Source organism: Trichocoleus sp. ST-U2 (assembly GCF_039961875.1).
GTDB lineage: Bacteria > Cyanobacteriota > Cyanobacteriia > Cyanobacteriales > FACHB-T130 > FACHB-T130.
Genome location: NZ_JAMPJY010000008.1, coordinates 42292 through 67050 on the forward strand (window position 1 = coordinate 42292; position 24759 = coordinate 67050).

Annotated in this window: 20 protein-coding genes; 11 read left to right on the forward strand and 9 right to left on the reverse strand. The window is 46.6% G+C overall.

Translation table 11 applies throughout. The features are described 5' to 3' along the window. Positions 1-112 precede the first annotated feature (112 nt). The 4 genes from NC996_RS07460 to NC996_RS07475 all read right to left on the reverse strand — a co-directional run bounded on the left by NC996_RS07460 (position 113) and on the right by NC996_RS07475 (position 5468). Positions 113-1882, reverse strand: a complete 1770-nt coding sequence (locus NC996_RS07460; RefSeq protein ID WP_190411677.1) for a pentapeptide repeat-containing protein — start codon at positions 1880-1882, stop codon at positions 113-115. A 111-nt stretch (positions 1883-1993) separates the two neighbouring features. Next, the gene (locus NC996_RS07465; protein WP_242037722.1) at positions 1994-3469 is read right to left on the reverse strand and encodes a hypothetical protein; all 1476 of its coding nucleotides are present in this window, start codon (positions 3467-3469) and stop codon (positions 1994-1996) included. A 108-nt stretch (positions 3470-3577) separates the two neighbouring features. Then, positions 3578-4360, reverse strand: coding sequence for a TIGR03943 family protein (locus NC996_RS07470; RefSeq protein ID WP_190411676.1), 783 nt, complete (start codon positions 4358-4360; stop codon positions 3578-3580). A gap of 94 nt (positions 4361-4454) precedes the next feature. Then, positions 4455-5468, reverse strand: a complete 1014-nt coding sequence (locus NC996_RS07475) for a permease (RefSeq protein WP_190411675.1) — start codon at positions 5466-5468, stop codon at positions 4455-4457. 282 nt (positions 5469-5750) lie between these two features. Between NC996_RS07475 and NC996_RS07480 the strand changes: the two genes are divergently transcribed. The 3 genes from NC996_RS07480 to NC996_RS07490 all read left to right on the forward strand — a co-directional run bounded on the left by NC996_RS07480 (position 5751) and on the right by NC996_RS07490 (position 10270). After that, positions 5751-6845, forward strand: coding sequence for a diguanylate cyclase (locus NC996_RS07480; RefSeq protein WP_190690001.1), 1095 nt, complete (start codon positions 5751-5753; stop codon positions 6843-6845). Between the two features lie 259 nt (positions 6846-7104). Beyond that, a complete protein-coding gene (locus NC996_RS07485) occupies positions 7105-8646 on the forward strand; it encodes an ATP-binding protein (RefSeq protein WP_190690004.1) in 1542 nt (513 codons plus the stop codon). A 130-nt stretch (positions 8647-8776) separates the two neighbouring features. Then, positions 8777-10270 (forward strand): ATP-binding protein, encoded by a 1494-nt coding sequence (locus NC996_RS07490; RefSeq protein ID WP_190690007.1) that lies wholly within the window; start codon positions 8777-8779, stop codon positions 10268-10270. A gap of 49 nt (positions 10271-10319) precedes the next feature. Here NC996_RS07490 and NC996_RS07495 read toward each other — a convergent pair whose 3' ends face one another. Beyond that, positions 10320-10931, reverse strand: coding sequence for a L,D-transpeptidase family protein (locus NC996_RS07495; protein ID WP_190411671.1), 612 nt, complete (start codon positions 10929-10931; stop codon positions 10320-10322). 301 nt (positions 10932-11232) lie between these two features. Here NC996_RS07495 and NC996_RS07500 point away from each other — a divergent pair, with 301 nt between their 5' ends. Continuing rightward, positions 11233-11808: a hypothetical protein gene (locus tag NC996_RS07500; RefSeq protein ID WP_190690009.1), complete on the forward strand. Its 576-nt coding sequence runs from the start codon at positions 11233-11235 to the stop codon at positions 11806-11808. A gap of 154 nt (positions 11809-11962) precedes the next feature. Here the strand turns inward: NC996_RS07500 and rimM are convergent, their stop codons facing one another. Next, positions 11963-12610, reverse strand: coding sequence for a ribosome maturation factor RimM (rimM, locus tag NC996_RS07505; protein ID WP_190690011.1), 648 nt, complete (start codon positions 12608-12610; stop codon positions 11963-11965). 266 nt (positions 12611-12876) lie between these two features. Next, positions 12877-14154: a valine--pyruvate transaminase gene (locus NC996_RS07510; RefSeq protein WP_190411668.1), complete on the reverse strand. Its 1278-nt coding sequence runs from the start codon at positions 14152-14154 to the stop codon at positions 12877-12879. 468 nt (positions 14155-14622) lie between these two features. Between NC996_RS07510 and glgP the strand changes: the two genes are divergently transcribed. From glgP to NC996_RS07540, 6 genes are all read left to right on the forward strand, one after another. Next, on the forward strand, positions 14623-16818 hold the full coding sequence (glgP, locus tag NC996_RS07515) for an alpha-glucan family phosphorylase (RefSeq protein WP_190690014.1): 2196 nt from the start codon (positions 14623-14625) through the stop codon (positions 16816-16818). A gap of 153 nt (positions 16819-16971) precedes the next feature. Continuing rightward, positions 16972-17808 carry a Tab2/Atab2 family RNA-binding protein gene (locus NC996_RS07520; RefSeq protein WP_190690017.1) on the forward strand — a complete coding sequence of 279 codons (837 nt, stop codon included), beginning with the start codon at positions 16972-16974 and terminating at the stop codon, positions 17806-17808. A 289-nt stretch (positions 17809-18097) separates the two neighbouring features. Beyond that, the gene (locus tag NC996_RS07525; RefSeq protein ID WP_190679280.1) at positions 18098-18553 is read left to right on the forward strand and encodes a pentapeptide repeat-containing protein; all 456 of its coding nucleotides are present in this window, start codon (positions 18098-18100) and stop codon (positions 18551-18553) included. Between the two features lie 694 nt (positions 18554-19247). Continuing rightward, on the forward strand, positions 19248-20273 hold the full coding sequence (locus tag NC996_RS07530; protein ID WP_190432408.1) for a GDP-mannose 4,6-dehydratase: 1026 nt from the start codon (positions 19248-19250) through the stop codon (positions 20271-20273). Positions 20274-20345: 72 nt separating this feature from the next. Beyond that, positions 20346-20831: a WbuC family cupin fold metalloprotein gene (locus NC996_RS07535; RefSeq protein ID WP_190690020.1), complete on the forward strand. Its 486-nt coding sequence runs from the start codon at positions 20346-20348 to the stop codon at positions 20829-20831. 299 nt (positions 20832-21130) lie between these two features. Beyond that, a complete protein-coding gene (locus tag NC996_RS07540) occupies positions 21131-22726 on the forward strand; it encodes a cytochrome P450 (RefSeq protein WP_190690022.1) in 1596 nt (531 codons plus the stop codon). A gap of 146 nt (positions 22727-22872) precedes the next feature. Here the strand turns inward: NC996_RS07540 and NC996_RS07545 are convergent, their stop codons facing one another. Further along, complete coding sequence (locus tag NC996_RS07545; RefSeq protein WP_190432420.1) at positions 22873-23268, reverse strand: SH3 domain-containing protein; 396 nt, start codon at positions 23266-23268, stop codon at positions 22873-22875. Between the two features lie 174 nt (positions 23269-23442). After that, entirely contained in the window at positions 23443-23646 is a 204-nt protein-coding gene (locus tag NC996_RS07550) for a hypothetical protein (protein ID WP_190432421.1), read from the reverse strand. A gap of 233 nt (positions 23647-23879) precedes the next feature. Here NC996_RS07550 and NC996_RS07555 point away from each other — a divergent pair, with 233 nt between their 5' ends. Further along, a complete protein-coding gene (locus tag NC996_RS07555) occupies positions 23880-24752 on the forward strand; it encodes an S-methyl-5'-thioadenosine phosphorylase (protein ID WP_190411657.1) in 873 nt (290 codons plus the stop codon). Positions 24753-24759 lie beyond the last annotated feature (7 nt).

The following is a 24759-nucleotide window of genomic DNA, read 5'->3' on the forward strand; positions in this document are numbered from 1 at the left end:
GTTGTGGGAATTTTTATTCAGCGATCGCATACACAGTGTTACCAGCGCCTCCCTTGAGCGTACCAGGTTGAACGCGGGTGGGGCTAGAGCTGTCTCATCTACATAGACAACTCTATTTTTGCGGAAGATGGGGCCAAATGAGCGCGATCGCTAGCCGTAACGACTCCCCCACCATCGAAAAACGCGCCGTTTCATCCGCCGTCTTCTCCCACTGCAACAACTGCTTTTGGAACGTCTGGTCTTGCTTTGCTCGCTTTACCAGCGCCTGACTAATCATTGTCTTTTGGATTTCTTCGGTCGAGATCCCCTCGTTCTTCAGGAAATTCAACAACCGCTGCACGCTTTCGACCAACTGCTCTGGCGCTTGGGAGAGGATAATCAGTTGGATCTGTTTCACCACCTCTTGATAAATCCGCAGCCGATAATCGGGTGGAGGCGACGGAAGTAACGGTGGCGGTGGCGGTGGCGGTACCTTCAGCGTTACAGGTGGATTTTCTGGGCGAACCTTGATTTCCAGCAGATCCAAGATCGCTTGTCGCTTAGACTCCACCAACTGGAGCATCTCCGGGTAGATCTGCAAAACTCGTTGAGACAGAGTTTTCGCATTCACAAAATGACTCGACGCCAGTTTTAGCAGATACTGCTCCTCCTGGGGTTGGTAAGACTTAATACTGAGTTGCAAGTCAGGAGAATCGAGTTGCACCTGAGCCAAAGTAAACACTAGCGCTTCCCAATTCGGAGCTTCTTTCAAAAAAACTTCTATGGTAGTGGCACCCTCCGCACCCTCCGCGTCCCCGGTGCTATCGTCCTTGCCAAATTCCCCCGGCTCAAAATCCCGACCGATTGGAAAGCGCTCAGTCGGTTTTTTAGTCGCGTAATTAAACCGGGTAAAAACATAACGGCACTCCACCTTAGAAAGATCGACATCCTCAAGATGCCAGTTGCTGATGCAACAGCCGGTCAGTTGCGCTTGGTCCAGATTGGTGCGAATCAGATGACTTTCTAGAAGATAGGCGTCGCCCAAATTTGCCTCGGACATCGTGCAGTCGCCCAGGTATGCCCCGCTCAAATCAGCTTTCCGCAGATCCGCCCCGCGTAAATTTGCCTCGCTCAAGTCGGCACGTAACAAATACACATCCTGCAAGATCGCTCGCAGTAAATAAGCTTTTCGCAAACTGGCTTTGAGTAAATACGCTCCCGTTAAATTTACCCGACTCAAGTCAGCACTATTGAGAATCGCCTCGCTCAAATCGGCACCGATGAGAATTGACCGATGCAAGTCTGCCTCAGTCAAATTTGCCGCCCGCAAGTAGGCTGAACTGAGGTCGGCTTCCGTCAAGTTGGTGCCGACTAAAATTGCATCTCGTAAATTCGCAGCTTCTAGATGCGCTTCCCGAAGATTTGCACTGCTGAGGTTTGCGCCAACCAAGCTAGCGCGACGGAGATTTGCCTCCATCAACTCGGCTTCGATTAACTGAGTGCCGTTGAGTTTGGCATTTTCGAGATTGATTTGATCCAGCTTCGCCCTACGCAAGTCAGCACCGCTCAAGTCGGCTTCTTGAAGCACCGCCCAGTTGAGGTCGGCGTCTTGGAGAGTGGCTAAACGCAAGTCCACTTTCACCATCCGAGCGCGACTCAAAATTGCCTGGTTAAGATTGGCACCTGTGAGGTTGACACTCCGCATATCGGCTTGGCGCAGACAAGCACCAATCAGCTTGGATTGGTTCAGAGAAGCCCAGCTGAGGTTGGCACCGCTCAAGTTCGCTCCGGTTAAGTTTATATCGCGGAGATTGACCCCACCGAGGCTGGCTCCACTGAGGTCTACATAGGAAAAATCGCGTTCTCCTTGTCGGTACCGATCGAGGAAGTTATGTATTTGCACACCCTTGAAGGATAAAAATTATTAAATTTTAAAAATAAAAAATTTAAAAGGCAAAATTTTTAGGGATTTCCTTCTTTATTTTGCCTTTTAAATGAGTAAAACTTGGCTCTTTTATGGTACCCAGCGCGGATGAAATCCAGCGAAAGGCAGCGCCTCTGGTTGGAGCTGGGCTTGGGGTTGTGCAGCTTCTGGCTGGCTCAGGGGAAGCAGCCAAAGGCGACTGGTCGCGATCGCTTGTCCTTCACTGGTTCTCAAACTGTCTGCCGCGGTTGCCGTCTCGTTGGTCACAACTTGGTCAAACAGCAGCGCTAACCCATCCGGTGCCAGACTCATCTGAATATCCCGCTGGGTGGGCAGGAGCAACAGCGGCTCGATCGCCTTTGCATCCAGAGTCCCTTTCTCTGTCTGGAGGTCAATTTCCGCAATGTAAGGCTGTTCTTGGTACTCTTCTCCTGGCAGTAACTGAGTCAGCAGGCAGTAGAGCGTTTCCTTATAAGGAGCAAACTGACAGTTGAGGATTGAGCCATTTGTTCGCAGCAGTTCTTTCTGTGCGCCTTGGTTGGTGACTAAAAAGAGCGATCGCGTGTAATCTGTATTAAATTTCACCATCGCTGCTGCCGAGCCATCTCTGGCAAAATCCAGCGCCATCCCAAACTTGGGCAGAAAATCTAGCGGTTTGGCTCCTGGTGTCAGCGGCAGAATCGCGATGCCCTCTCCCTGAGCGCTTGCCACCGAGGCACTATCCGGCGCAATCAAAAAATCCCCGCCCGGTTGGTTATTCAGCGGTTGCGGCGGTGCATTCGGTCGGACTACCCACAAGCCAAATTCGGCTGGATTTTGGCTGTTCACCCGCTGAACAACAATCGTTTGCCCATCCGCCGCTAAGTCAAATTTGAGATTCTGGTAATTTTTATTATCTAAAACCAGATTCATTCTACCTGGGGGATCGAGATCTTTTTCAGATTTTCCTTTGGTTTTGTAATGGAGTCCGGTACTGACGGTGTACAGTTGTTGTGCCAATACACCGGGTTGGTTATTCGTTGCGTCGGTGGCAGAAAACAAAACCTTGTCGCCATCTGGATACACCTTAAAGTCCATCACCACGAGGTCTTTAGGCGTCAGAACGGTTTTTTTGTTTTGGGTGAGGTTGTAGAGGATTAACTGTCCCTGTTCTTCTTTCTCAACGCCCAGGTAGATAAAAGCGCGATCGCGGGTGCGAAACTGACTCGTAAACGGCTGAATTGCCCTTCCTGTTTTTCCTTGAGTCCCCAAGCGCTCTCGCGCCCCCTGTAATTCCACTTTATAGTCAGTGTCATAGGATGCTGGGGAAGTGAGGGTATAAGACATCTTCCGCCCCGCCCAACTGAATTTACCCCCCAAAGGTGGAGCGATTCGCAGATTTGCTTCCACGCTGCTGTGTTCCATCGGGCGGCTAAAGGTGAGGATAAAGGAAGTATCTTCAACACCTATTTTTTCTCCCTGCCAGTTGAAATCCCGCACGCGAGGCCCGGTGACTAAAAAACAGTTCGTGCCGCAGGCATCGCCACCCCACACGACTAGCCCAATCACCACGCTTAGCACCAGCATTAGCGCTAGCGCTAGACGGTCAACAGGTTGCCCCCATTTTCGATTTTCGATTTTTGATTTTCGATTTATCACTGCCTTCGTCCTCGCCAATCTAAAATCTAAAATCGTCTAATAATCATACGGGTTCTTCGGTGCTTCTATTTTTTTGAGGGAGTTTGCCTTGATGGTGAGTTGGCGTTTGTTTTCTAGAGTTTCAGTGATCATCTCACCTTCAACTTCTAACCAAGTATCAGGGGCATAAGCTGTCCGGTTTTCAGTGAGTTTCACTGGCAGTCCCACGGGATAAGCATCTGCGGCACAGCAGGTAATCACAAATTGCGAAATTAACAGATATTGCTCAGAGAGTTTTGGTGGATGGACAACAAATCCCTTTACTTTAACTTTTTGACCCGTGTAGGTATCGGGTTCTGGATTGAAGTTGAGCGTCCGCACCCAGTCCATGAGCGATCGCTCTTCCGGTCTTGTTGAAGAGCGAAATGATTGGGGTTGCACTCGTGTCAAGGTCAAAGAATCGGTAATTCCCCGATCGAGCGCTGTGCTTGAGTTAAAGGCGCGGGGGGCAACCAATAAACCAGCGATTGCCGTCAACAGTAACAATACACTGCTCCAACCAGGAGGAAATAGGGTGATGTGCTGAAGAACTGCCACCGACCGCTTTTCCTTCCGGTTATTTAATATTTTCCCAATCAGTTGCATGGCGCTCAATGCCGCCATAATTAACAAGCAGATGGCAGTGACAACAACATATTTAAAGTAATCTTTGTGAATCAGCAGGTATAACTGACCCGTGAACCAATATTTCAGGAGCAAGGCTCCCCAAGCCGTTAGTGCTAGGACATCCAAGCCGGGAATTATAAATTTTTGAGAAATAATTTTTGGTTGATTGGTCATTGGTAAGGGTACGAATCGCTAATTTAAGACGGGTTGATTGTGAATCGTTCTAGGAATCTGTTTTCCCTGAGCCAATTGCAACTCACCACTCATCTTAGAAAAAGTACGTATACAGGAGAGTCATTATAAAAGTCAGCTGAGCTGCAAGACCAAATAGGTAAAACACAGCTCTGGGTTTGAAAATGGATAACATCAAACCGATGCCTTTGAGGTCAATCATGGGGCCAAATACCAGAAAGGCTAACAAGGAGCCGCTGGTAAATGTTGTGGCAAAGGAAAGGGCAAAAAAGGAATCGACCGTTGAACATATGGACACGAGAGCCGCTAATCCCATCATCGCAAGGATGGAGGTGATTGGTCCCTGACCCAAGCTGAGGATCAGTTCGCGGGGAGCGAGTACCTGAATCGCCGCTGCGATCGCGCTTCCCAAAATTAACACGCCTCCCAATTCCCGCAGCTCTTGCACTGTATTATCAAGGAACATCCGCAGCTTGAAAGGCAGGGGTTTTGACGTAATCGATTGACCCATCATCCCACCGCCGGAGACGCCAACGGCGCTCATTATCGGTTGCGGTTGTCCCAGCCAAAACGTGCCGGATTTTAACAAGGTGGGAGTATCGTCTTCCCGTGCCCCTTGAGTTTGCATCTGAGGTATGGCGCAAGCGATCGCGGGTTGCAGTAACGGCTTCAGATTAGATTGAACGCTGAAAACCGAGGCAATAATTGTCGCGATCGATAAAGAAAATACCACCCGCAACACGACAATTTCTGGCTGATCTCGAAACGCTACCCAGGTTGACCAGATGACGATCGGATTAATGGTCGGTGCCGCGAGCAAAAACCCAACTGCCACAGGTGCAGGCACTCCCTGCATCAGCAACCGTCGCGCCACCGGCACGTTGCCGCACTCACACACCGGAAACAAAAAGCCCGCACAACTGCCTACAAATGCCCCCAAAATGGGGTTTTTCGGCATGGCAGAAATCAGCTTGCCCTCATCAATCCACAACAGGAGCAAACCGGAGAGCAATACCCCCAGTAGTAAGAAAGGCATTGCCTCTACCAGCAAACTCAAAAACAAGGTGAAAGCGTTGTGCAGTTGATTCATGCTTTGGATCGTGAGAAGCCTTTTTTAGCTTTATGAGGTTGCCAAGACATTTTAGCGGTTATTACTACTCATCACTAGGGCTGATGAATGTGCTAGTGGACGAACCCGATTACCAAAAGTTGCTCGCTTTCTCCCTTATCTATCGGTTGCTTTACCGTAAATTTACGGAGTTTACCGAACCTTTGTAGTTTGTAACACGGACGATTGCTAGTGAAAATGCTATCCTAAGCTTGAAGTATACTCAAGCTTCCATTGCTGCGTTTTCATGCAGCGGGGTACCCTGTGCTGAACGCATTTTTATCACTTCCTTTGTCATCCAATCGAAGCCAGCAAGACTTGTGTTTAGAGTCCACGCTGCGATCGCTATCGCTTCACGATTGTCAGATTGAATATCATCAACTTGGTTGGGAAGTAACTCAGACTCTTAAAGCCAATCCGCTACTCCCAGGCGTCATCTTGATGAAGCAGGGTCAATTCGCGGGGATGATTTCGCGGCGGCGATTTTTGGAATACATGAGCCGTCCCTACGGATTGGAACTCTTTTCCAAACGTCCCATTGAATGTTTATATCGTTCTGCCGAAACGGAAACTTTGATTCTGAACGGCGATACGTTAATTGTGGCGGCGGCGCGTCACTCTTTGCAACGAGCGGCTGAGTTACTTTATGAACCGATTGTGGTGGAGGTCGCGCCGCAAGTTTATCGATTATTAGATGTACATGAATTACTGATTGCTCAGTCGCAAATTCACGAATTAGCCACTGAACTGCTCACTCAACTTTATACTCATCTGGAAGCAGCAAACCAACAATTGCTGCGCCTTGCCACTTCTGATGGTTTGACTGGGGTTGCTAACCGACACCGTTTTGATAGCTATCTCGATTCCTGTTGGCACCAGATGCAGGCGAGTAATTCAGCATTATCGCTGATCTTGTGCGATGTTGATTTCTTCAAAAAGTACAACGATACCTACGGTCATCAAGCGGGTGATGACACTTTGCGACAGGTAGCGGGTGCCATCCAGCAAGCGGTGCAGCGACCGGAAGATTTAGTGGCACGCTATGGGGGCGAAGAATTTGCCGTGATTTTGCCGCACACATCGCTAGAGGGTGCCCTTCAGGTCGCAGAACGCATCAGATTGACTGTGAAAGCCTTGAAGATTGCCCATGTTTGCTCAGAAGTAAGCGAGTGCATCACCCTGAGTTTAGGCGTTGCCACGATCTTTCCTAGCTCAAATTTTTTACCTGCAATGCTGATTGCAGCGGCGGACGAAAAGCTTTATCAAGCAAAACAGACAGGACGAGATAAGGCTGAAGGCCATCTGCTTTGCGTACCGCGCGATCGCTCATCCGTTTTTGAGCCATCTGCAACTTCTTGAATACAAATTATTCCGCTTTAGATAAATATATAGAGTTGTTTTAGTTTAGTAAAAAGTGTAAATTATTGTATTTTTATAACAATTAAAAAAACTCTTGAGCCGTCATTTTTTAACCAAAGGTTAATCAAATCTTTAAATCATATTTAAAGTTAAAATAAGGTTTTAGCTGTAAAATTTATAACTTAAATCAGTAGAATGTGGGGATAAAGTAAATTTTGCATCTCCCTATACAGCGAATAAGAACTGATTGAGGTAATTTATGATGGCTTGGCAAGAATCTCCGTCGGAATTATCAGTTCTCCCTCTGTCCCAGATAAAGAACCTCAATTTAGAGTCAACCCTTCAAGAGCTTCCCCTATACGATTTTCAGATAGAAGCCTCTGGTCTGGGGCAGGAAGTTAACAAAGAATTTGAAGGAAATGCGCTGCTACCAGGAGTCATTTTAACGATAGAAAATCAGTTTGCAGGAATGATTTCGCGGCGACGATTTTTAGAACAAATGAGCCGTCCTTATGGACTAGAGTTATTTTTAAAACGACCCTTACAATCTTTATATCAATTCGCCAGTACCCATGTTTTGAAACTTTCTGGCGATACGTTAATTGTAGCGGCGGCAAAGCAGTCTTTGCAACGGCCTCCTGAGTTACTCTATGAACCGATTGTGGTAGAGTTAGCGCCAGGAATTTACCGATTACTAGATGTACATCAATTATTGGTGGCGCAGTCAAAAATTCATGAACTCACAACCGAGTTGCTCAACGAGCAAACGAAAGCTCAGATGTTGCAAACCGAAAAAATGGCGAGTTTGGGACGGACGGTTGCTGAGGTTGCCCATGAGATTAGAAATCCGATTAACTGCATTAATGGTAATTTTGGTTTTGTAGAAACTTATTACAAAAATTTAATCGGTTTATTGGCAGCTTATGAAAAAGCTGAAACTTTGAATACAATCGAAGAATTGAAAGAGGAAATTGAATATGATTTTCTTCTAGAAGATTTGCCTAAGTTGATAGGAAGTATGAAGCTGAGTGCGGAACGATTAACAAAAATCGTTGGCAGTCTGCGAAACTTTTCTCATATGGATGAAACCAAGAGACAGCCTGCTGACTTACACGAATGTATTGAAAGTACCTTATTAATTTTAAATAATCCCATCAAGCAGGGGATTCAATTAATTAAAAAATATGGCGATTTACCACTGGTGAATTGCTACTCAGGTCAACTGAGTCAAGTATTTATGAATATCATTAGTAATGCGATTGATGCACTCAAAGATCGAGTCACTGACGGGTCGGATTGGCAACCCCAGATAGAGATTACGACGGAAGTTTTAGAAATCCAAGATTCTGAATGGGTTGTAATCCGGATTGCGGATAATGGGCCGGGAATTCCACCAGAAATTCAGGATCGGATTTTTGAGACGTTCTTTACTACAAAGCCGGTGGGCAAGGGAACAGGATTGGGATTGGCAATTAGTTATCAAATTGTTACTGAGAAACACGGGGGTCATTTATCGGTGCGATCGCGTAGTGTATGTCCAGAGGATTGCTCGCCTTTGGCGTATCCTCCTCCTAGCACCGCCTCCCATAATGGTTCCGTAGTTGAAGCGTTGTCGGTGCCCGTAGCTTCCGCCGTAGGAATAGGAATCGCAGATTCGTATCCCCGGCAAGACAGAATCTATAGTGCGGCTAGCGGATGCGAGGCACCAGCAGCGGCACAGTTGCTAGCTAATTCCAGGGAGATAGAAGATTCACAACCAAGGATGGGCACAGAATTCGAGATCCGATTGCCACTCGGTTAAGGCGCTTGTTCACAATTTTTCTGGAAAATAGTAGCAGAAATTAACCTCAAGGGCAGGTGGAAAACTGCTGAAAATGGTAGTCTATGGTCATAGCTGATTTCAGCTTCACTGCTGCATTTGTGGGCGTTGTGTGTCGGTACCAAACGGATTTATATCACTTCCGTCCTTGTCCCAAGGGAGCGATCGCGACCTCTCTATAGAGTCAACTCTTGGGGAATTGCCGCTGTACAACTTTCTGGTGAAACCTATCTGTCTGGGTGTGGATATTGCCCGGATTTTTGAGAAGCATCCTCTACTGCCAGGAGCCATCTTAGTCGAACAGGGTCAGTTTGCCGGGATGATTTCGCGGCGGCGGCTTTTGGAGTACCTGATCCGTCCTCATCGACTAGAGCTGTTTTTGCACAAACCGCTGCACATCCTCTACAAGTACGCCCACTCTGAGGTTTTAATCCTTCCCGATAGTACGCCGATTTTGACAGCAACCCAGCAGGCGCTGCGGCGATCGCCTGAATTTTTGGCAGAACCTGTCGTAGTGCAAGTGGGAGAATCTGATTATCGGCTGTTAGATGTTCAGGATTTGAATGTTGTTTCTTGGCAAATCCGGGGAATCGAAGCTCAGGTGCGATATGAACGCACCCAAGCTCAGATGATTCAAAGTGAGAAAATGGCAAGCTTAGGGCGCTTAGTGGACGGAGTTGCTCACGAAATTTTAGACCCGGTTGGCTTTATTTGGGGGAACTTAACGTATGTCTCAACTTACACTGAAAACTTGATAGAATTGCTGTCTACTTATGAGACATATTTGCCGCAGATTCCTGAAGAAATTGCGGCTCTGAAAGAAGACATAGAATTTGATTTTGTACAACAAGACTTACCTCGCTCAATTTCCAGCATCCGAGCCGGAGCAGAACGATTGAAAAAGCTCGTGATGAGTCTGCAAAACTTCTGCCATATTGATGATGTTTATCCCAAGCCTGCCGATTTGCACGCTTGTTTAGATAGTATTGTTTTGCTTTTAAAAAGTCGTGTAAACAGCGAAATTGAAATTATCAGAAATTATGGTCATTTGCCGCCGGTACAATGCTACGCGGGTCAATTGAATCAGGTTTTCATGAATATCCTGACGAATGCGATTGATGCATTGATTAATCAAGCAGTCGTTCAGCAGTTTACTCAAGATTTTCAAGGAACATTGCCCCCGAATATTCAAGAGAAACCTCGGATCGAAATTACGACTGAGGTTTGTTCGCACAAGGCAAGTCAGACAGGAATTTCTGATTCGCGGTGGGTTTCCATTCGCATTGCCGATAATGGCCCTGGGATGTCTCCTGAAGTACAGCAGCAAATTCTTGAGTCTTTTTCTGTAGAGAAACGCTCTGCTAAAGAGACGAGTTTATCGGTAAGTTATCAGATTGTGACGGCGAAGCACGGTGGAAAATTAAGAATGCGATCGCGTAGTGTATGCCCTCTGGGCAACTCGCTTAGTGTATGTCCTGAGGATTACTCGCGCAGTGGATGCCCAGAGAGCGGATCTCCTCAGGGGTATGCCACTCCTAGCAATTCCAGCGGAGAACCTAAACCAGGCATTGGCACCGAATTTGAGATTTTGTTGCCTTTGGTTTAATTAAAAATTAACAAGCCGCTGTATTTTTAATTTGGCAACTTTCAGGACTCTAAGGCTCTACTTTTACAGGAGTTCCGATGTTGACCTGTGCATACAAAGCCAAAATATCCTGATTACGCATCCGGACGCAGCCGTGAGAAACTGCCTGTCCCACCAGTTTTTCCTGGGGGGTGCCATGAAACCCGATAAAATTGCGTCCGTCTGTCCAGAAAGCAATCCACCTGGCTCCTAAAGGATTATCTGCACCTGGAGGAACGACTTTTCCATTCCAAGGATGCTGCCAAGCTGGATTGCGTAGCATTTGCGTCACCTTAAACGTGCCTGTAGGCGTCTCCCAACCCTTTTTACCGACGGCGATAGGATAACTTGCTTTCACCTGATTGTCTCGGTAGACATAGACGCGGCGATCGCTTAATTTAATCACCAAATGAGTATCGGGCGTGGTACTCGCAGGGGAGAGTTCCTCCAAAGGCAGATAGAGAGAGGGTGCCCCCAGCGGAGGCAATTGGGGTTCCGAAGGCAATTCAATCGTTGTTGCCTGTCTGGTAGTTGCCATTTCTGTTGGCACTGAAGCACCAGACGGCTGCCGAACGCCCAGCAATAGAATGGCTGCGAAGTACAGCACCTTGAAGCTTCCAGACGGTAATTTACCTCTGAGCATTCCTGTCCTCTCTTTTCCCTGGTCAACGACTCTTATCGAATTATTATCTGAGATCAAAACAATAAATCGCACAGAGCTGACTGACTTATTTAAAATTGACTTTTCTTAGTCTTGTCAAGACTCACAAAGTAAGATTTTATTCCCAGCCCTACTCCTAATGACTTATATAATCCGGTGGATTGAATCTTCTGTAGAGATAGATAGGATTTGGGCAATAATCTAGGTGTTTTCATCCGTTGTTGACTACAACTGTTGCCAATAGTCAAGTTTATTACCCAAATATTTTCAAAGTGAGGGTGTAATGCGTTTGCAAAAAACCAAAGTATTGACAGGTACGATGCTAACACTGTTACTCTCGGCAGTATCAGTGTTGCCAGCGATCGCTCGCCCAGTAGAAGGTGAATCCAGGCAGCTCCAGAGCCAAACCAACACCGACACAACTACTCCCAATCCAACCAACACCAACACAACTACTCCTAACTCAACCGATACGAATCAAGTAGTTAGAGGCACCGTCAGCAGCATTAGAGGCAATGTAGTCACGCTAAGACTGCCAGACGGTACAACCAGAAGTATGATGCTCTCACCAGAGGATCTAACTCGGTTGAACCTCATGCCAGGAATGGAGATTAGCGCCACATTGGATGACCAGAATATGGCTAGCAATGTGAGTATGGTTGAAGCAGCCGATGCGACAGATACTACTCGCCTCAACAGAACCCGTCGAGTGGAAGAGACAACGATTCAGCGAAGAACGGTGCAGACAACACCGTCTCCTGGTCCGACAACAACCACTGGAGAGACCACAAGCACTCCAGATACAGCTCAAACCGAACCGCAGACGACTGAGGCAGCGCCAGTGCCAGCGCTTTGGTAATGACTTCACCAGCATTCTTGAGCAATTAACAAAGAATCGTTAATGTAACCATGCCGTCCTTTTGGGGACGGCATGGTTATTTTTGGAAATAATTTTCCGAGATAGATTCCGAGATAGATGCTTGGTTGCGATCGCGCTGGGATTCTGAAAAAATTCAAACGTCCTGATTCATTTCTAGCAATCCAGGCGGCGGCGTAATTTCAATTCGCCGATTCTCCAGGTCTACCACAGGCGCGATCGCTTTCACAAAAGGAATCAAAATGGTAGACGGCTTCGGTGGCTTGGGTCTAAGAACTTTCCGTTTTTTACTGGTTCGATTGACTTCCCCTTTCTGGGGTAGTTCCGGCTCATCCTCAGGTGCTACAGCTACAGGTTGCTGGTGCAACTGGACTTCCAGTAAATCGTTGCCAGCCGGAATTACATTCACCACCACGCCCAAGTTTTCTCCCGATTCTTGAACGAAAACTTCCATCCCAATCAAGTCTAGAACGTGGTATTCATCTTCTTCCAAGATAGGGCGATCGGAAGCTTTCACCATTAACTTGGTTCCCGCTAGCGCCTCCGCTCGATCCCGATTTTCTACCTCAGCAAGCTGTACAACGTATAGATTTTTACCATCTATATACCGCCCTTTCACCAATTTCACTGGCTGCGGTTCTGTCTCGCCCGGTCGCAACATCCAACGCTCTCCCGGTTCCTCAAAGCGTTCTGGGAATTGGGATTCCGGATACACCCGCAACTCCCCTTTCATCCCTTGAGCGGCAACAATTGTGCCAATTTCTAACCACTGGTCATTGGTCATCAGCTTTCTGTATTCCGTATTCCGTATTCTTTTTCATGCCCTACCGTGTACGCACAAATCTTCTTGTACTTGCCAGTCCCGTTTTGATCCCCCTAACCCCCCGATAAATTGGGGGAGCCATCAACGTTTTGCCACTTAACCAAAGATATGTGTACACGGTAGTGAATGCTTTGATAACTGGAAGGGGCGGCGACACAGAGACTTCTAAAAGTCCGCGCTTTACTGACTTAGTTTGCATAGCCGCGAATTCTGTCCGGCAGGGCTTTCTAACATTTAACAACTGAATATACTTGCTCTACCACCTTCCCTAAGCGCTGTATCCCGATTTCAATCTCCTGGTCTGTAGCAGTCAGGCTAATCCGAATGCATTGTTGCTTGTGCGCCCATTCTTCGCGCAATCCGGGGAAGAATGAGCTACCTGGTACGACAATGACACCGACTTGCTTTAACTGCTGGTACAGTTCCCAGTCTGTAATGGGTAAATCTTGTAACCACAGCCATGCAAAGATTGCTCCTTCGCCGCGATGCAGGAACCAAGGCAAATCTTTGGGCATTGCCTGTTCGATGCTGCTTTCCACAACATCAAACTTTTTCTGGTAGTAGGGGCGAATCACCGTGGTAGCGATTTCTGCTAGCGTTCCCGTTTCAATCGCACGGGCTGCGATCGCTTGTCCATACCGAGATGAATGAATACACATATTCGTCTGGAAACACTCCAGCGCCTGAATCCACTTTTCATCCCCAATCGCAATCCCAATCCTTTCTCCGGGTAGCCCCGCTTTCGATAAGCTCATGCAGTGCAGGATGTTCTCTCCAAATACCGGCGTCATCTCGGTAAAATTTAACGCTGGAAACGGAGGTGCATACGCAGAATCGATCAAGACTGGCACATCATAAGGCGCAGCCAAATCGGCAATTTTTTTCACCTCGTCATCCGTGAGGACGTTGCCGGTTGGGTTACAAGGACGCGAGAATAACACGCAACCCGTATCTTCCGTAATCTTCAGTTTGCTGAAGTCCGGACGATATTTGAAACTGTGGGCAGCGGCATCAATGTCCAAAGCGGGTTTATAGGCAAATAATGCCTCTGGGGTTAAAGTTAGACCCCCATACCCCGTGTAATCTGGACTCAGGGGCAGGATAATTTGCTTTAATTTACCGCTTGTGGTGTACCCCCCAAAGGCATTCGCTGCAAAGAAATAAAGCGTTTGACTGCCAGGGGTGATCAAAATATTGCGATGAGTCAGATTTAGTCCGTAGCGGCGATTGAAATCCTTTTCTACCGCTTCGATTAATGGCTCATAGCCTTGAGAGTCACCATAGCGACAAACTACATTCCCGTAATTTGAGCTAGCGAGCAATTCTTCGGTGTAATCCCGCCATAACTGCTCTACTTCTGGCAAAATCACTGGATTCCCAGGACTTAAATTAATATATTCCTGTCCAATACCTGCTTGCAGAGTTTCCTTAATATCCTTCATAATTGCCCGCACCCCAGTGAGGTGGGACATACAATCGCCAAATTGAGTCAGGGCAGGATTCATAAGCTAAAGCGACTTTGAAAATTGAGAGTTTAACAACCGGGGTGCCGAGTCAGTTGAGGCTTTTTCCCCCTTAGTTAATTTAATGAATCGTTGGTACTCTAACCAATTTAACTGTAATTTTCATGACTAATTGGCACAACTACAGCCAGTCTGGGGTTGAGAAAGTCGCAAAACCGGCTGTTTAGATTAGGCACGGTTTGGGCGTTGTCTGATAAAACTTAACAAAACCATAATCTTCCTTAGATTACTTGACTAATTTTTGGGGGAAAAATGTAAAGAGTGTAAAAAAACACAGTTTATATAGGAAATCCTGTAAAGCTATAAATCGGGCTGGATAGCAGGATGTTTTTAGGCTCTTAGCGCCTCTACTTTTTTTAGCTAAAAGCCAAACAACCCGTAGAAGATAACACACTCCCTATCCAGACGAATCTGAAGAGCAAGCCTGTCAAGTGTAGTGCAACGGAATTTATGACAACAATTGAAACGCTGCGTGCGAAGCTACCGTTTCCTCTCAAGCGATTGGCAGACCTGGCATATAACTATTGGTGGAGTTGGACGAGCGATCGCACTTCTCTATTTCAGAACATTAATCCTGATGAATGGCACCGCTGCGGACATAACGCTGTCGCCATCTTAGAATCAGCTTCTTTAGTGCGCCTCACCCAGCTCGCTCAAGACCCAGCTTATATCAAACGGGTGAATTCACTTGTCGAGCAATTTGACAAGTACATGGGCGAAAAAAATGCATGGGCGTCTCGCGTCGCGCCGCAAATTTCCCCACAGCGACCAGTCGCCTATTTTTGTGCGGAATTTGGCATCCACGAATCCCTACCTATCTACTCCGGCGGTTTGGGAATTTTAGCCGGAGATCACCTCAAGTCCGCCTCTGATTTAGGCGTGCCGATGGTCGCGGTAGGGCTTTGTTATCGCCAAGGTTATTTCCGTCAACGGTTGAATAGTGGCGGTTGGCAAGAAGAAAACTACGTTAACAATCCCTTTGACCAGATGCCCCTGGAGTTGCTCAAAAACCAGCAAGGGGAACCCATCACCATTGAGATGGAAATCCGGCAACGGATTGTCAAAGCCCAAATTTGGCTGGCGCGAGTCGGTCGCGTCAATCTTTACCTACTAGATACCGACCGACACGACAACGATCCAATTGACCGCTGGTTGACAGGGCACCTGTACGGCGGCAACCAAGAAACCCGCATCGCCCAGGAAGTCGTGCTGGGAATTGGCGGCGTTCGGGCGCTGACAGCATTGGGGATTACTCCGTCGGTGTGTCATCTGAACGAAGGTCACGCGGCGTTCTGCACCCTAGAGATTGCGCGACAAGAAATTCAGCGTACCGGCAAGTCTTTCTATGATATCGAGGGATTGGTGCGCGATCGCTGCGTCTTCACCACCCACACTCCCGTTCCCGCAGGTCACGATGTCTTCTCCTCAGACCTGATGGATTCCTACTTCGCCCACTACTGGCCTACATTGGGTCTGTCGCGCGAGCAATTCCTCGCCTTGGGGGCACGCCGCCTGGGCGACCCTTGGGAACCCTTCGGCATGACCGTCTTAGCTTTGCGGATGTGTCGCACTGCCAACGGCGTCAGCGAACTGCACGGTCAGGTTTCCCGCAAGATGTGGAACATTCTCTATCCCGACCGTAGCGAAGAGAAAGTGCCCATTGGTCACATTACCAATGGCGTCCATGCGCGTACCTGGACAGCACCCCTAATGGGCGACCTCTATTCCCAGTACCTGGGTGAAGATTGGTCAACCCGCATGGCTGACAAACAGATGTGGGCAAAGGTGGACGGAATTCCCGATGAGGAAATCTGGTGGCGGCACCAAGTTCTCAAAGAGTGCCTGATTGCTCATACCCGTTCTAAGGTGAAATTGGCACGAATTAGCCGCGGTGAAGAGCAGTTCCGCATTGATGCCGCCGACCAGCTACTAGACCCCAACGTGCTGACGATTGGATTTGCACGACGCTTCAGCCCTTACAAGCGGGGTGACTTGCTACTGCGGGAAGCCGAACGCGCCTTGAGGATATTTGGAAATTCCCAACGACCCGTGCAGATTGTCTTTGCCGGTAAAGCGCACCCTCATGACGAAGAAGGCAAGCGGATTATCCAGCGGTTAATGGAGTGGTGCAAGCACCCAGACATTCTCAACCGAGTTGCCTTAGTTGAAGATTACGACATCTACACGGGTCAACATTTGGTGCAAGGTGTTGATGTTTGGTTGAACAACCCGCGTCGTCCTTTAGAAGCCTCCGGTACGAGTGGGCAAAAAGTCTGCTTCAACGGCGGCATTAATTGCAGTGTCCTCGATGGCTGGTGGTGCGAAGGCTATCAAGAAGGACAAGATGGCAAGGGAAGCAATGGCTGGGCAATTGGGGAAGATGCCCACACCAGCGACCAGGAGTTGCAAGACCGGATTGATTCGGAATCTCTCTACCAGCTACTAGAAGAGGAAATCGTTCCTCTCTACTATGACCAAGATGAGAATGGAATTCCTCATCGCTGGATTCAGATGATGAAGGCGTCGATTAAGACAAATTCGCCGCTATTCAACACTGACCGGATGATTGCGGACTACGTGACTCAGGTGTACGCGCCGGGAACTTCCGTAGGCACTGAACCAATTCTGGCGAGTGCGCTGGCGTAGCAAATTTGTAGGGGTGCGCCGTTCACCCCTACATAGGTATGAATTGACTCGATTTTGAGCTAAAAGTAGGGTGGGCAGTGCCCACCTGCTTTTTTTTGAACCGCAAAGAAGCAAACCGCAAAGAAGCAAAGGACGCAAAGGAACAGAGAACAGATGAATCGGGTTTGGCAAGCTGATTTTTATCGGCGTCCTCTCAAAGACGAAAAAGGGCAGGTGTTGTGGGAATTGTTGCTTTGCGATGCCACACGCAGCTTTAGTTATGACGCCTTTTGTCCTCAATCTGAAGCGAATGCTAGTTGGTTGGTTTCTCAGTTACAGCAAGCAGCCGGTGGAAATCTGCCGAATCTCATCCAAGTGTTTCGTCCCCAGTCGTTGACTTTGATTCAGGCAGCGGCGCAACCACTGGGGATTAAGGTGGAAGCGACTCGACGCACTAGGGCACTGAAGGAATATTTGCAACAGAAGGCGCAACAATACCCCAAACTCGATAACTATACCTACACTGGCGAACTCTCATCTCTGGACAAACCGCCGCCAGTCCCATTGCCAGAAAACCTTTGGGGAGAACAATGGCGATTTGCCACGCTTCCGGCGGTTGCTGTGGTGGAAGCTTTTGCTGAACGCCCAATTCCGATTCTGGAGATGCCAGAATTTCTCTTGCCGATCAATCTGGGTTTAGCGTCTACGGTGCCAGTCCCCGGTGTGGTAATTTACGGTGGGCGGCAATCGATGCGTTTGGCGCGTTGGCTACAAGAAGCGCGTCCCGTTTCTCTTAATTACATTGCGGGTGCACCGGATGGGTTGGTATTAGAAGCGGGATTGGTTGACCGCTGGATTGTTGCCACTTTTGAGGATAAAGAAGTTACGGCAGCAGCTCAAGCTTATCAACAGCGCCAGCAGCAGAGTCGGGGATTGCACTTTTTGCTGGTGCAACCGGATGAGTCGGGGATGACTTTTAGCGGCTTTTGGTTGTTACGAGGAGAGGATTGAGGTTCTTTCTCTACCAAAAGATAGATTAAAAGCAGATCGATGCGATTTGATGCGATCGCGCCTTGCACCCGGTACACTCAACCCAGATTGAAGATGCAAGAGCGGTAGAAATTCATCGCATCTTATCCCAATTAAGCACTATCGCAATCCTGCTAACGAGTGATTAAATCCTATGTTCTCTATCACAAGTTATATGTGGCATCAATCAATGTCTACCACAGAATCTTAGTGAGATAATAAAGGTGTGAGGAAGAAAACGGAACAACCTTTTTGATAAAGGGGGAGTATTATGAAACTCAAGCTATTCGCGACACTAACATTACTCGCTCCACTATTTTTAACTATGCCAGTGAAAGCGGAGAATCCGCTACACGTAAAACAGCTATTGTCAACGAGGGAATGTGTTCGCTGCGATTTATCAGGAGCCGATCTCAGCGGCGCACATTTGATTGGTGCTGACTTGAGAGAAGCCAATTTGCAAGGCGCTAACCTGACGAATGCGAACCTCGAAGGTGCCGATCTGACGAAGGCAAACTTGACAGCAGCTAATTTAACATCAGCTTTTGTAACGAATGCCAATTTTCAGGAAGCCAATCTCAACGCCGTAAATTTTACGAACGCTAAAATTTATGACGCTAATGTGTATGGGGCATCAATGGATGACCTGACTCTTACCGATGCTGAAATATTTAACACCGGAATCGGTATTGGTGGGGAAGATGCCGATATTCCTCGTTGGGACTAGATGGCGCTAATTAGCACTTAGGATTTTACGGAGAATTGGGGAAGTCTAATAGATTTAAAACGAGCGGCTTCCCTATTTTCGCCATCAATTAAATTTATCTTCTGAGTATCTATTAATATCAGTATTTGAGTACCCAACCCTTGAGAGGTTTAACCACCTCCGGTGTCGCTCCAGGTTGTGATGTTACTCTTTGAGAGATTTAAACCCAGTTACCTTGTCTTCGCACTGCCTGGACACGATCGCTTCTATTGAGTTTAGCGATCGCTTGTGATTTAGTGCTGGAACTTTTTTGGATATTGAGATTATTAGCGTTAATAAATGAACAGACGCCTTGGTTTTGTGCAAAGGCTCAAGCTTATATGAACAGCGCCAGCAGCAGGGTCAGGATTGCATTTTTTACTTGTGTAACCTGATTGATGGTGGGATGACTTAGAGCGGCTTTTGGCTGTTTTGAGGGGAAGATGGAAACTCCGAAGCCTTCCAAGACTAAGATTTCAAGCAACTTTAAAGAGATTCTGCAATCTCTGGTTAGAGTTTTGGTTCGCCGATGGCTCATCTCATCAGTGCGATCGCACTGATGAGCGCAAAACCCACAAAAGACTAATTTTCTCCTTAAAAAGTATTATAAATCACACTTGTGGGAGTTGTAAAAACTGTATATTTATGCGTATCCGTTTCTTATTTAGGTGCATCAGTGAGTGATATTCTGCGCGATCGTCGAGTGTTAGTAACCGGAGCTTCCGGTTTTATGGGTTCTTGGTTGACTGAGTGCTTATTAGAGCAGGGCGCGACGGTGACGACGATACTGGCTGACTGGAACCCAGACAGTCATTTTGTGCGTAGTGGAATCGTTCATCGTGTCAACAATGTTGTTGGGTCAATCGAAGATTACGATTTACTTGAAAAGGTGATTGGCGATCGCGGCATTGATACGGTGTTTCACTTAGCAGCAGTGTCGGTAGAAGGTTTGGCGTTTGAGAAACCTCGATTGGCATTTGAGATAAACATTCGTGGCACATACAACATATTGGAAGCCTGTCGCGTCCGTTCGGATTTGGTGCGGCGGGTAATCGTGGCATCAAGTGATAAAGCCTACGGTGATAGTCCCGTCTTACCCTATACAGAAGATATGCCAACGCTGGGCAGACATCCTTACGATGTCTCTAAAAGCTGCGCTGACCTAATTGCTCGAAGCTACTATCACAGCTACGGGTTGCCTGTGGCTGTAGGGCGATTTGGTAATATCTACGGCGGTGGAGATTTAAACTGGAGCCGACTGATCCCAAATACGATCCGAAGGCTACTGAGCAATGAAAGTCCTCTCATTCGTATGCCCGATAAAGGTAATTTTATGCGGGACTTTTTATATGTCAAAGATGCAGCCCATGCCTATATTGCAATGTTTGAAGGGCTAGCTCGTCCAGAAGTTCATGGAGAGGCTTTCAACTTCGCAATGGGTGGTAGTTGGACGGTGCTAGAAGTCGTGCAAAAGCTCCAGCAACTGATGAATTGCGAACACATAGAGCCGGTAATTATGAATCAAAGCCACGGGGAAATTTGGCACCAGCAGGTATCGGCAGAAAAGGCGCAAAAAATGCTTGGGTGGAGTCCCCGATATTCTTTTGATAAAGGACTAGCTGAAACAATTGAGTGGTATCTGGAGTATTTATCACCTTCAATGGTGGGCAATATTCCATCTTCAGTAGTATTAAGTGTCTAGTTGATCGGAAGTATTTTTACCCTACCTTCTGACCAGACTTCTAAGTCTGGTCAGAAACTTCCTTGGAGAAAAATGTTTAAACGTCTCGACCAAAATTTAATAGATACAGTTGCTCAACAGGCATCCAGTAGCGATCGCTTACGACAAAGCTACAACTTCCACACCTTAGAAGAAAAAGTTCAGCGATCGCTTATTTGTCTGCAACCAGGGACTTATGTGCGTCCCCATCGCCATAAACGGGAAATCGGTCACAATGGATTCGAGCTGTGCCTGATTTTGCAGGGAGCCGTAGGAATGCTTCTATTTAACGATCAAGGCGTAATTATTCACCAAGAACAGATTAGTGCCGATGGAACAACTTCTGGTATTGAATTCCTCGAAGGAACTTATCATACACTGATCGCTTTAGTACCAAATACTGTAATTTTTGAAGTTAAAGAAGGGCCTTACGATTCCACTACTGATAAAGAATTTCTTTCATGTTTCCCTCTGGAAGGAACGATAGCGGCTGAGAAACTGGTGCAAACCTGGCATAGTTACTTTGTTAGCCCAATATAATTCGCTCCATGCCACGCCTATCTTGTGATCATTTTGGATTTAATAGGACTATAGTGCTATTTGTCCTTTATAACTCTCTGTTTTGAGCGATCGCTATTGTTTAAGCATGGATTCTGGGCTTTTGTTGATTAATTGATTGCTTGGAAGTCTCCAATCAATCAATCGAGCGCGATCGCCGATACCTGCCCAGTTTCTCGCGCTTCATATCTGTCAAACTTTTTGCCTTTCTCTAGCGATCGAACTCACGTTCAGTTAGTATCTGGGTAATCTGTAGTTTTTTTGTGGATAAAGGCGGATTCATGCTTCAAAACATTACTACTGAGATTGCTTATTTTGACTCACTTCCATATTTAGCCACAGTCTTAGGCGTTACTAGCATAGCGGGAATAATTGGGTGGCGCTGGTGGAAACAAAATAATACATACAAATCGCTGCGATCGCTCCCTTCACCTCCTAAACACTGGCTGTTAGGAAATATTCCTCAACTATTAGCAGCAGTGAAACAGAAAAAATTATTCCAGCAAATGTTTGATTGGAGTCGAGAGCTAGGCCCGATGTATGTTATATGGAATGGCAACAGGCCTGGTGTTATTTTAAGTAAAGCAAAAGTTATCGAAGATACCATTGTCAATGGGATGAAAGATGGTACCTTAATCAGATCGGAGCAATTACGCAAAGCTTGGAACGATGTCAGTGGCCCGATTCTATTAGGAGAAACTGGAGCTGAGTGGCAGTGGCGACGCAAAGCTTGGAATCCCGAATTCAGTTCTAGCAGCCTCACGAAATATGCAGAAATTATTAGCGAAGCTTGCGAACAAGTAATTGCAACATTGAAGGAAGCACCACCACCAAAAGAAGTTCAGGTAGATCCTCTGTTTGTAGAACTAACAATGAGAGTGATTTCTTGTCTCGTACTGGGCATTCCTGTGGATAGAAAGCTCGCGAGTCCTGAAGGGCCACCCCTGGAAGTTTCCAAGCTGTACGAAGCAATGTCTGTTGTAGGCTATCGGTTCCTACGACAAGCTACTGGCGAGAAGATATGGATGAAATATTTGCCCTCTAAAAATTCACAAGATTATTGGGCAGCAAAGCGATATTTTGAGGAATTTTTAACGCCCCGTGTAGACTTAGCTTTACGATTCAGAGAACAAAACAAGACCGATTTACCACAGGTAAGTTCTTGGTTCTCCGAATCAATGTTAGTCAAAATCGCTGCCAAAGAGCCAAAATACAATCGCGACACATTAATAGCAGAATGTGTTGAACTCTTAATCGCTGGTACTGATACAACAGCCCATACTTTATCCTTTGCAGTAGGAGAGTTGAGCTTCCATCAAAGGGTTTTTCAGCAAGCACGAGACATCGTTGACCAAGTTTGGCAAAGCAAAGGCTTGATAAATACCGAAAGCCTCAAGGAATTGGCTTATATTAGCGCAATTATTAAGGAGACCTTGCGCCTTTATTCAGTAGCCTCAGGCTCGACTTCATTGGAGGCTCAACGCGACACCCTCATTGATGGTAAAGCGATTCCTCGCGGTACAAGAATAGCTTGGTCAATGCTTGCTGCGGGAAGAGATCCAGAAGTCTATGCTAATCCAGAGGAATTTCTGCCAGAACGTTGGTTAGAGAAGAGCAAGGAAAATAGTTCGCTGCCAATGATAGACTTTGGCTCAGGACCTCATCGTTGCTTGGGGGAGCATTTATCAATGCTGGAAGGAACGATGATGCTAGCATTATTGCTCCGCAACTTCGACTGGGAGTTAGTCAAGGGTCGTTCTTCTCTAGAACAATTACAGCAAAACCTGTTAATTTATCCGTCTGATAAAATGCCAGTGCGCTTTAAATTGAGAAATTCGCTTCCACAAGAAAAAACCTATCTCCAAGGTTTAAATTAAACTATTTACAGTAGCTCGAAAAGTTTTGCCAACGCTAAAGAATAGTAGTGTATGGAGTAGTGCTAAAAAATTAATGCATCATTACTTTTTTAGCACTAACCCAATATTGGCTTAATTCAATGGAACGGAGAATTAAGTGGTATTTTTTATGTCCGCCACCGATCGAATTGATCTTCAGAGCATCCATTGATGTAAGTATTGAGTACCCAACCCTTCAGAGGTTTAACCACCTCCGGAGTCACTCCGGGTTGTGAGGTTACTCTTCCAGAGATTTGAACCCAGCTACCCTGTTTTCGCACTGCCCGAACCGTATCGCCTCTATTGAGTTTGGCGACTATATTGGATTGAGTATTGGGTAGATTACGGATATTGACGTTATTTCCATTAATAAATGAACATACGCCTTGGTTTTGTGCAGGTCTCGATTGAGCCTGTAAAATTGGTGTAGCTGCATTTGCCTTTGTTTGGGCGATTAGCTGCAAGCCAGTGGTATAGAAACATAGCAGTGCGATCGCTGTCAGAGAGTTTCTCGAATTGCTCATCTTTATGGATTAAGTGCATCTGCACTGAAGTAAATTCAGTCTCACCTTAACTGACTTACTTCCAAATAATATATTTTTTGATATTTATTTAAATTGTTAAAAGGCTATCAACCCCGCAAGCTTGTGACTTTGAGCGGTTTGATATAAATAAAGTCAAAAGTCAACCCTTCTTAATTAATCCACTACTTTTAGCAATCCCTGCTTCAGTGCATCAAACACGCGATTAATTAGCAGGTGTTCTGCTTCACTTAGGGTTTCCTGCGATAGGAATATTGACATCAATAGACGTTGATCGGTACGAGAAATTTGGCGAAAGACAAAGATTCGCTCAACAATTTGTTGAACGGAGATTGTGGGTAAACTAGCTGAAGCTGGCATAGTTCTCTAGCAACTTTATGTAATACTGCTGCGAATCCCGCAGAACGAGATTCTGAGGACATATAAAAATATTGTAATATTTCTTTACAATCCTGCGCGATCGCCATCTTCAAGAGAATGTAACAATTCCTTCATAATTTGGTGATTCTCATCATTGACAAATCAGATTGCCTATCCAAACACTCCCGAATATCCCGTAAAATAGCTTGGCGTTGTAGCAAGAAGGCAAAAAAATGACTCAGGCTCGGATTGGGATTATCGGTGGCAGCGGTCTCTACAAGATGGAGGCGCTCAAAGATGTAGAAGAGATGCAAATCTCCACGCCTTTTGGCTTCCCCTCTGATGCTTTGATATTGGGAACTTTGGAAGGAACGCGAGTGGCTTTTCTGGCACGTCACGGTCGCAATCACACGCTGTTGCCTTCTGAGTTGCCGTTTCGAGCCAACATCTACGCCATGAAGCAGCTAGGCGTCGAGTACCTAATCTCTGCATCAGCGGTGGGTTCTCTCAAAGAAGAAGCGAAACCTTTAGATATGGTAGTGCCGGATCAATTTATTGACCGCACCAAAAATCGAGTTTCTACCTTTTTTGGGGAAGGGATTGTGGCTCATATTGGGTTTGCCGATCCCGTGTGCAATCAATTGGCTGGAGTTGTGGCAGATGCGATCGCATCTTTAAACTTACCCGACGTCACGCTCCATCGCGGTGGTACTTATGTTTGTATGGAAGGACCCGCATTTTCTACAAAAGCTGAATCGCATCTTTACCGCAGTTGGGGTGCCACAATCATTGGCATGACTAATTTACCAGAGGCGAAGTTAGCCAGAGAAGCAGAAATTGCTTATGCAACCTTAGCATTAGTAACAGATTACGATTGTTGGCACCCCGATCACGACAGCGTAACGGTAGAAATGGTCATTGCCAATCTGCAACGCAATGCAACCAATGCTCAAAAAGTAATTCAAGAAACTGTTCGGCGTTTGAGTGAAAATCCGCCAGTTTCTGATGCTCACTCGGCTTTAAAATATGCAATCCTCACGCGACTAGAGAACGTTCCGGCAGCAACAAAGGAGAAAATGGAGTTGCTGTTGAAGAAGTATTTGTAGTCAGCGG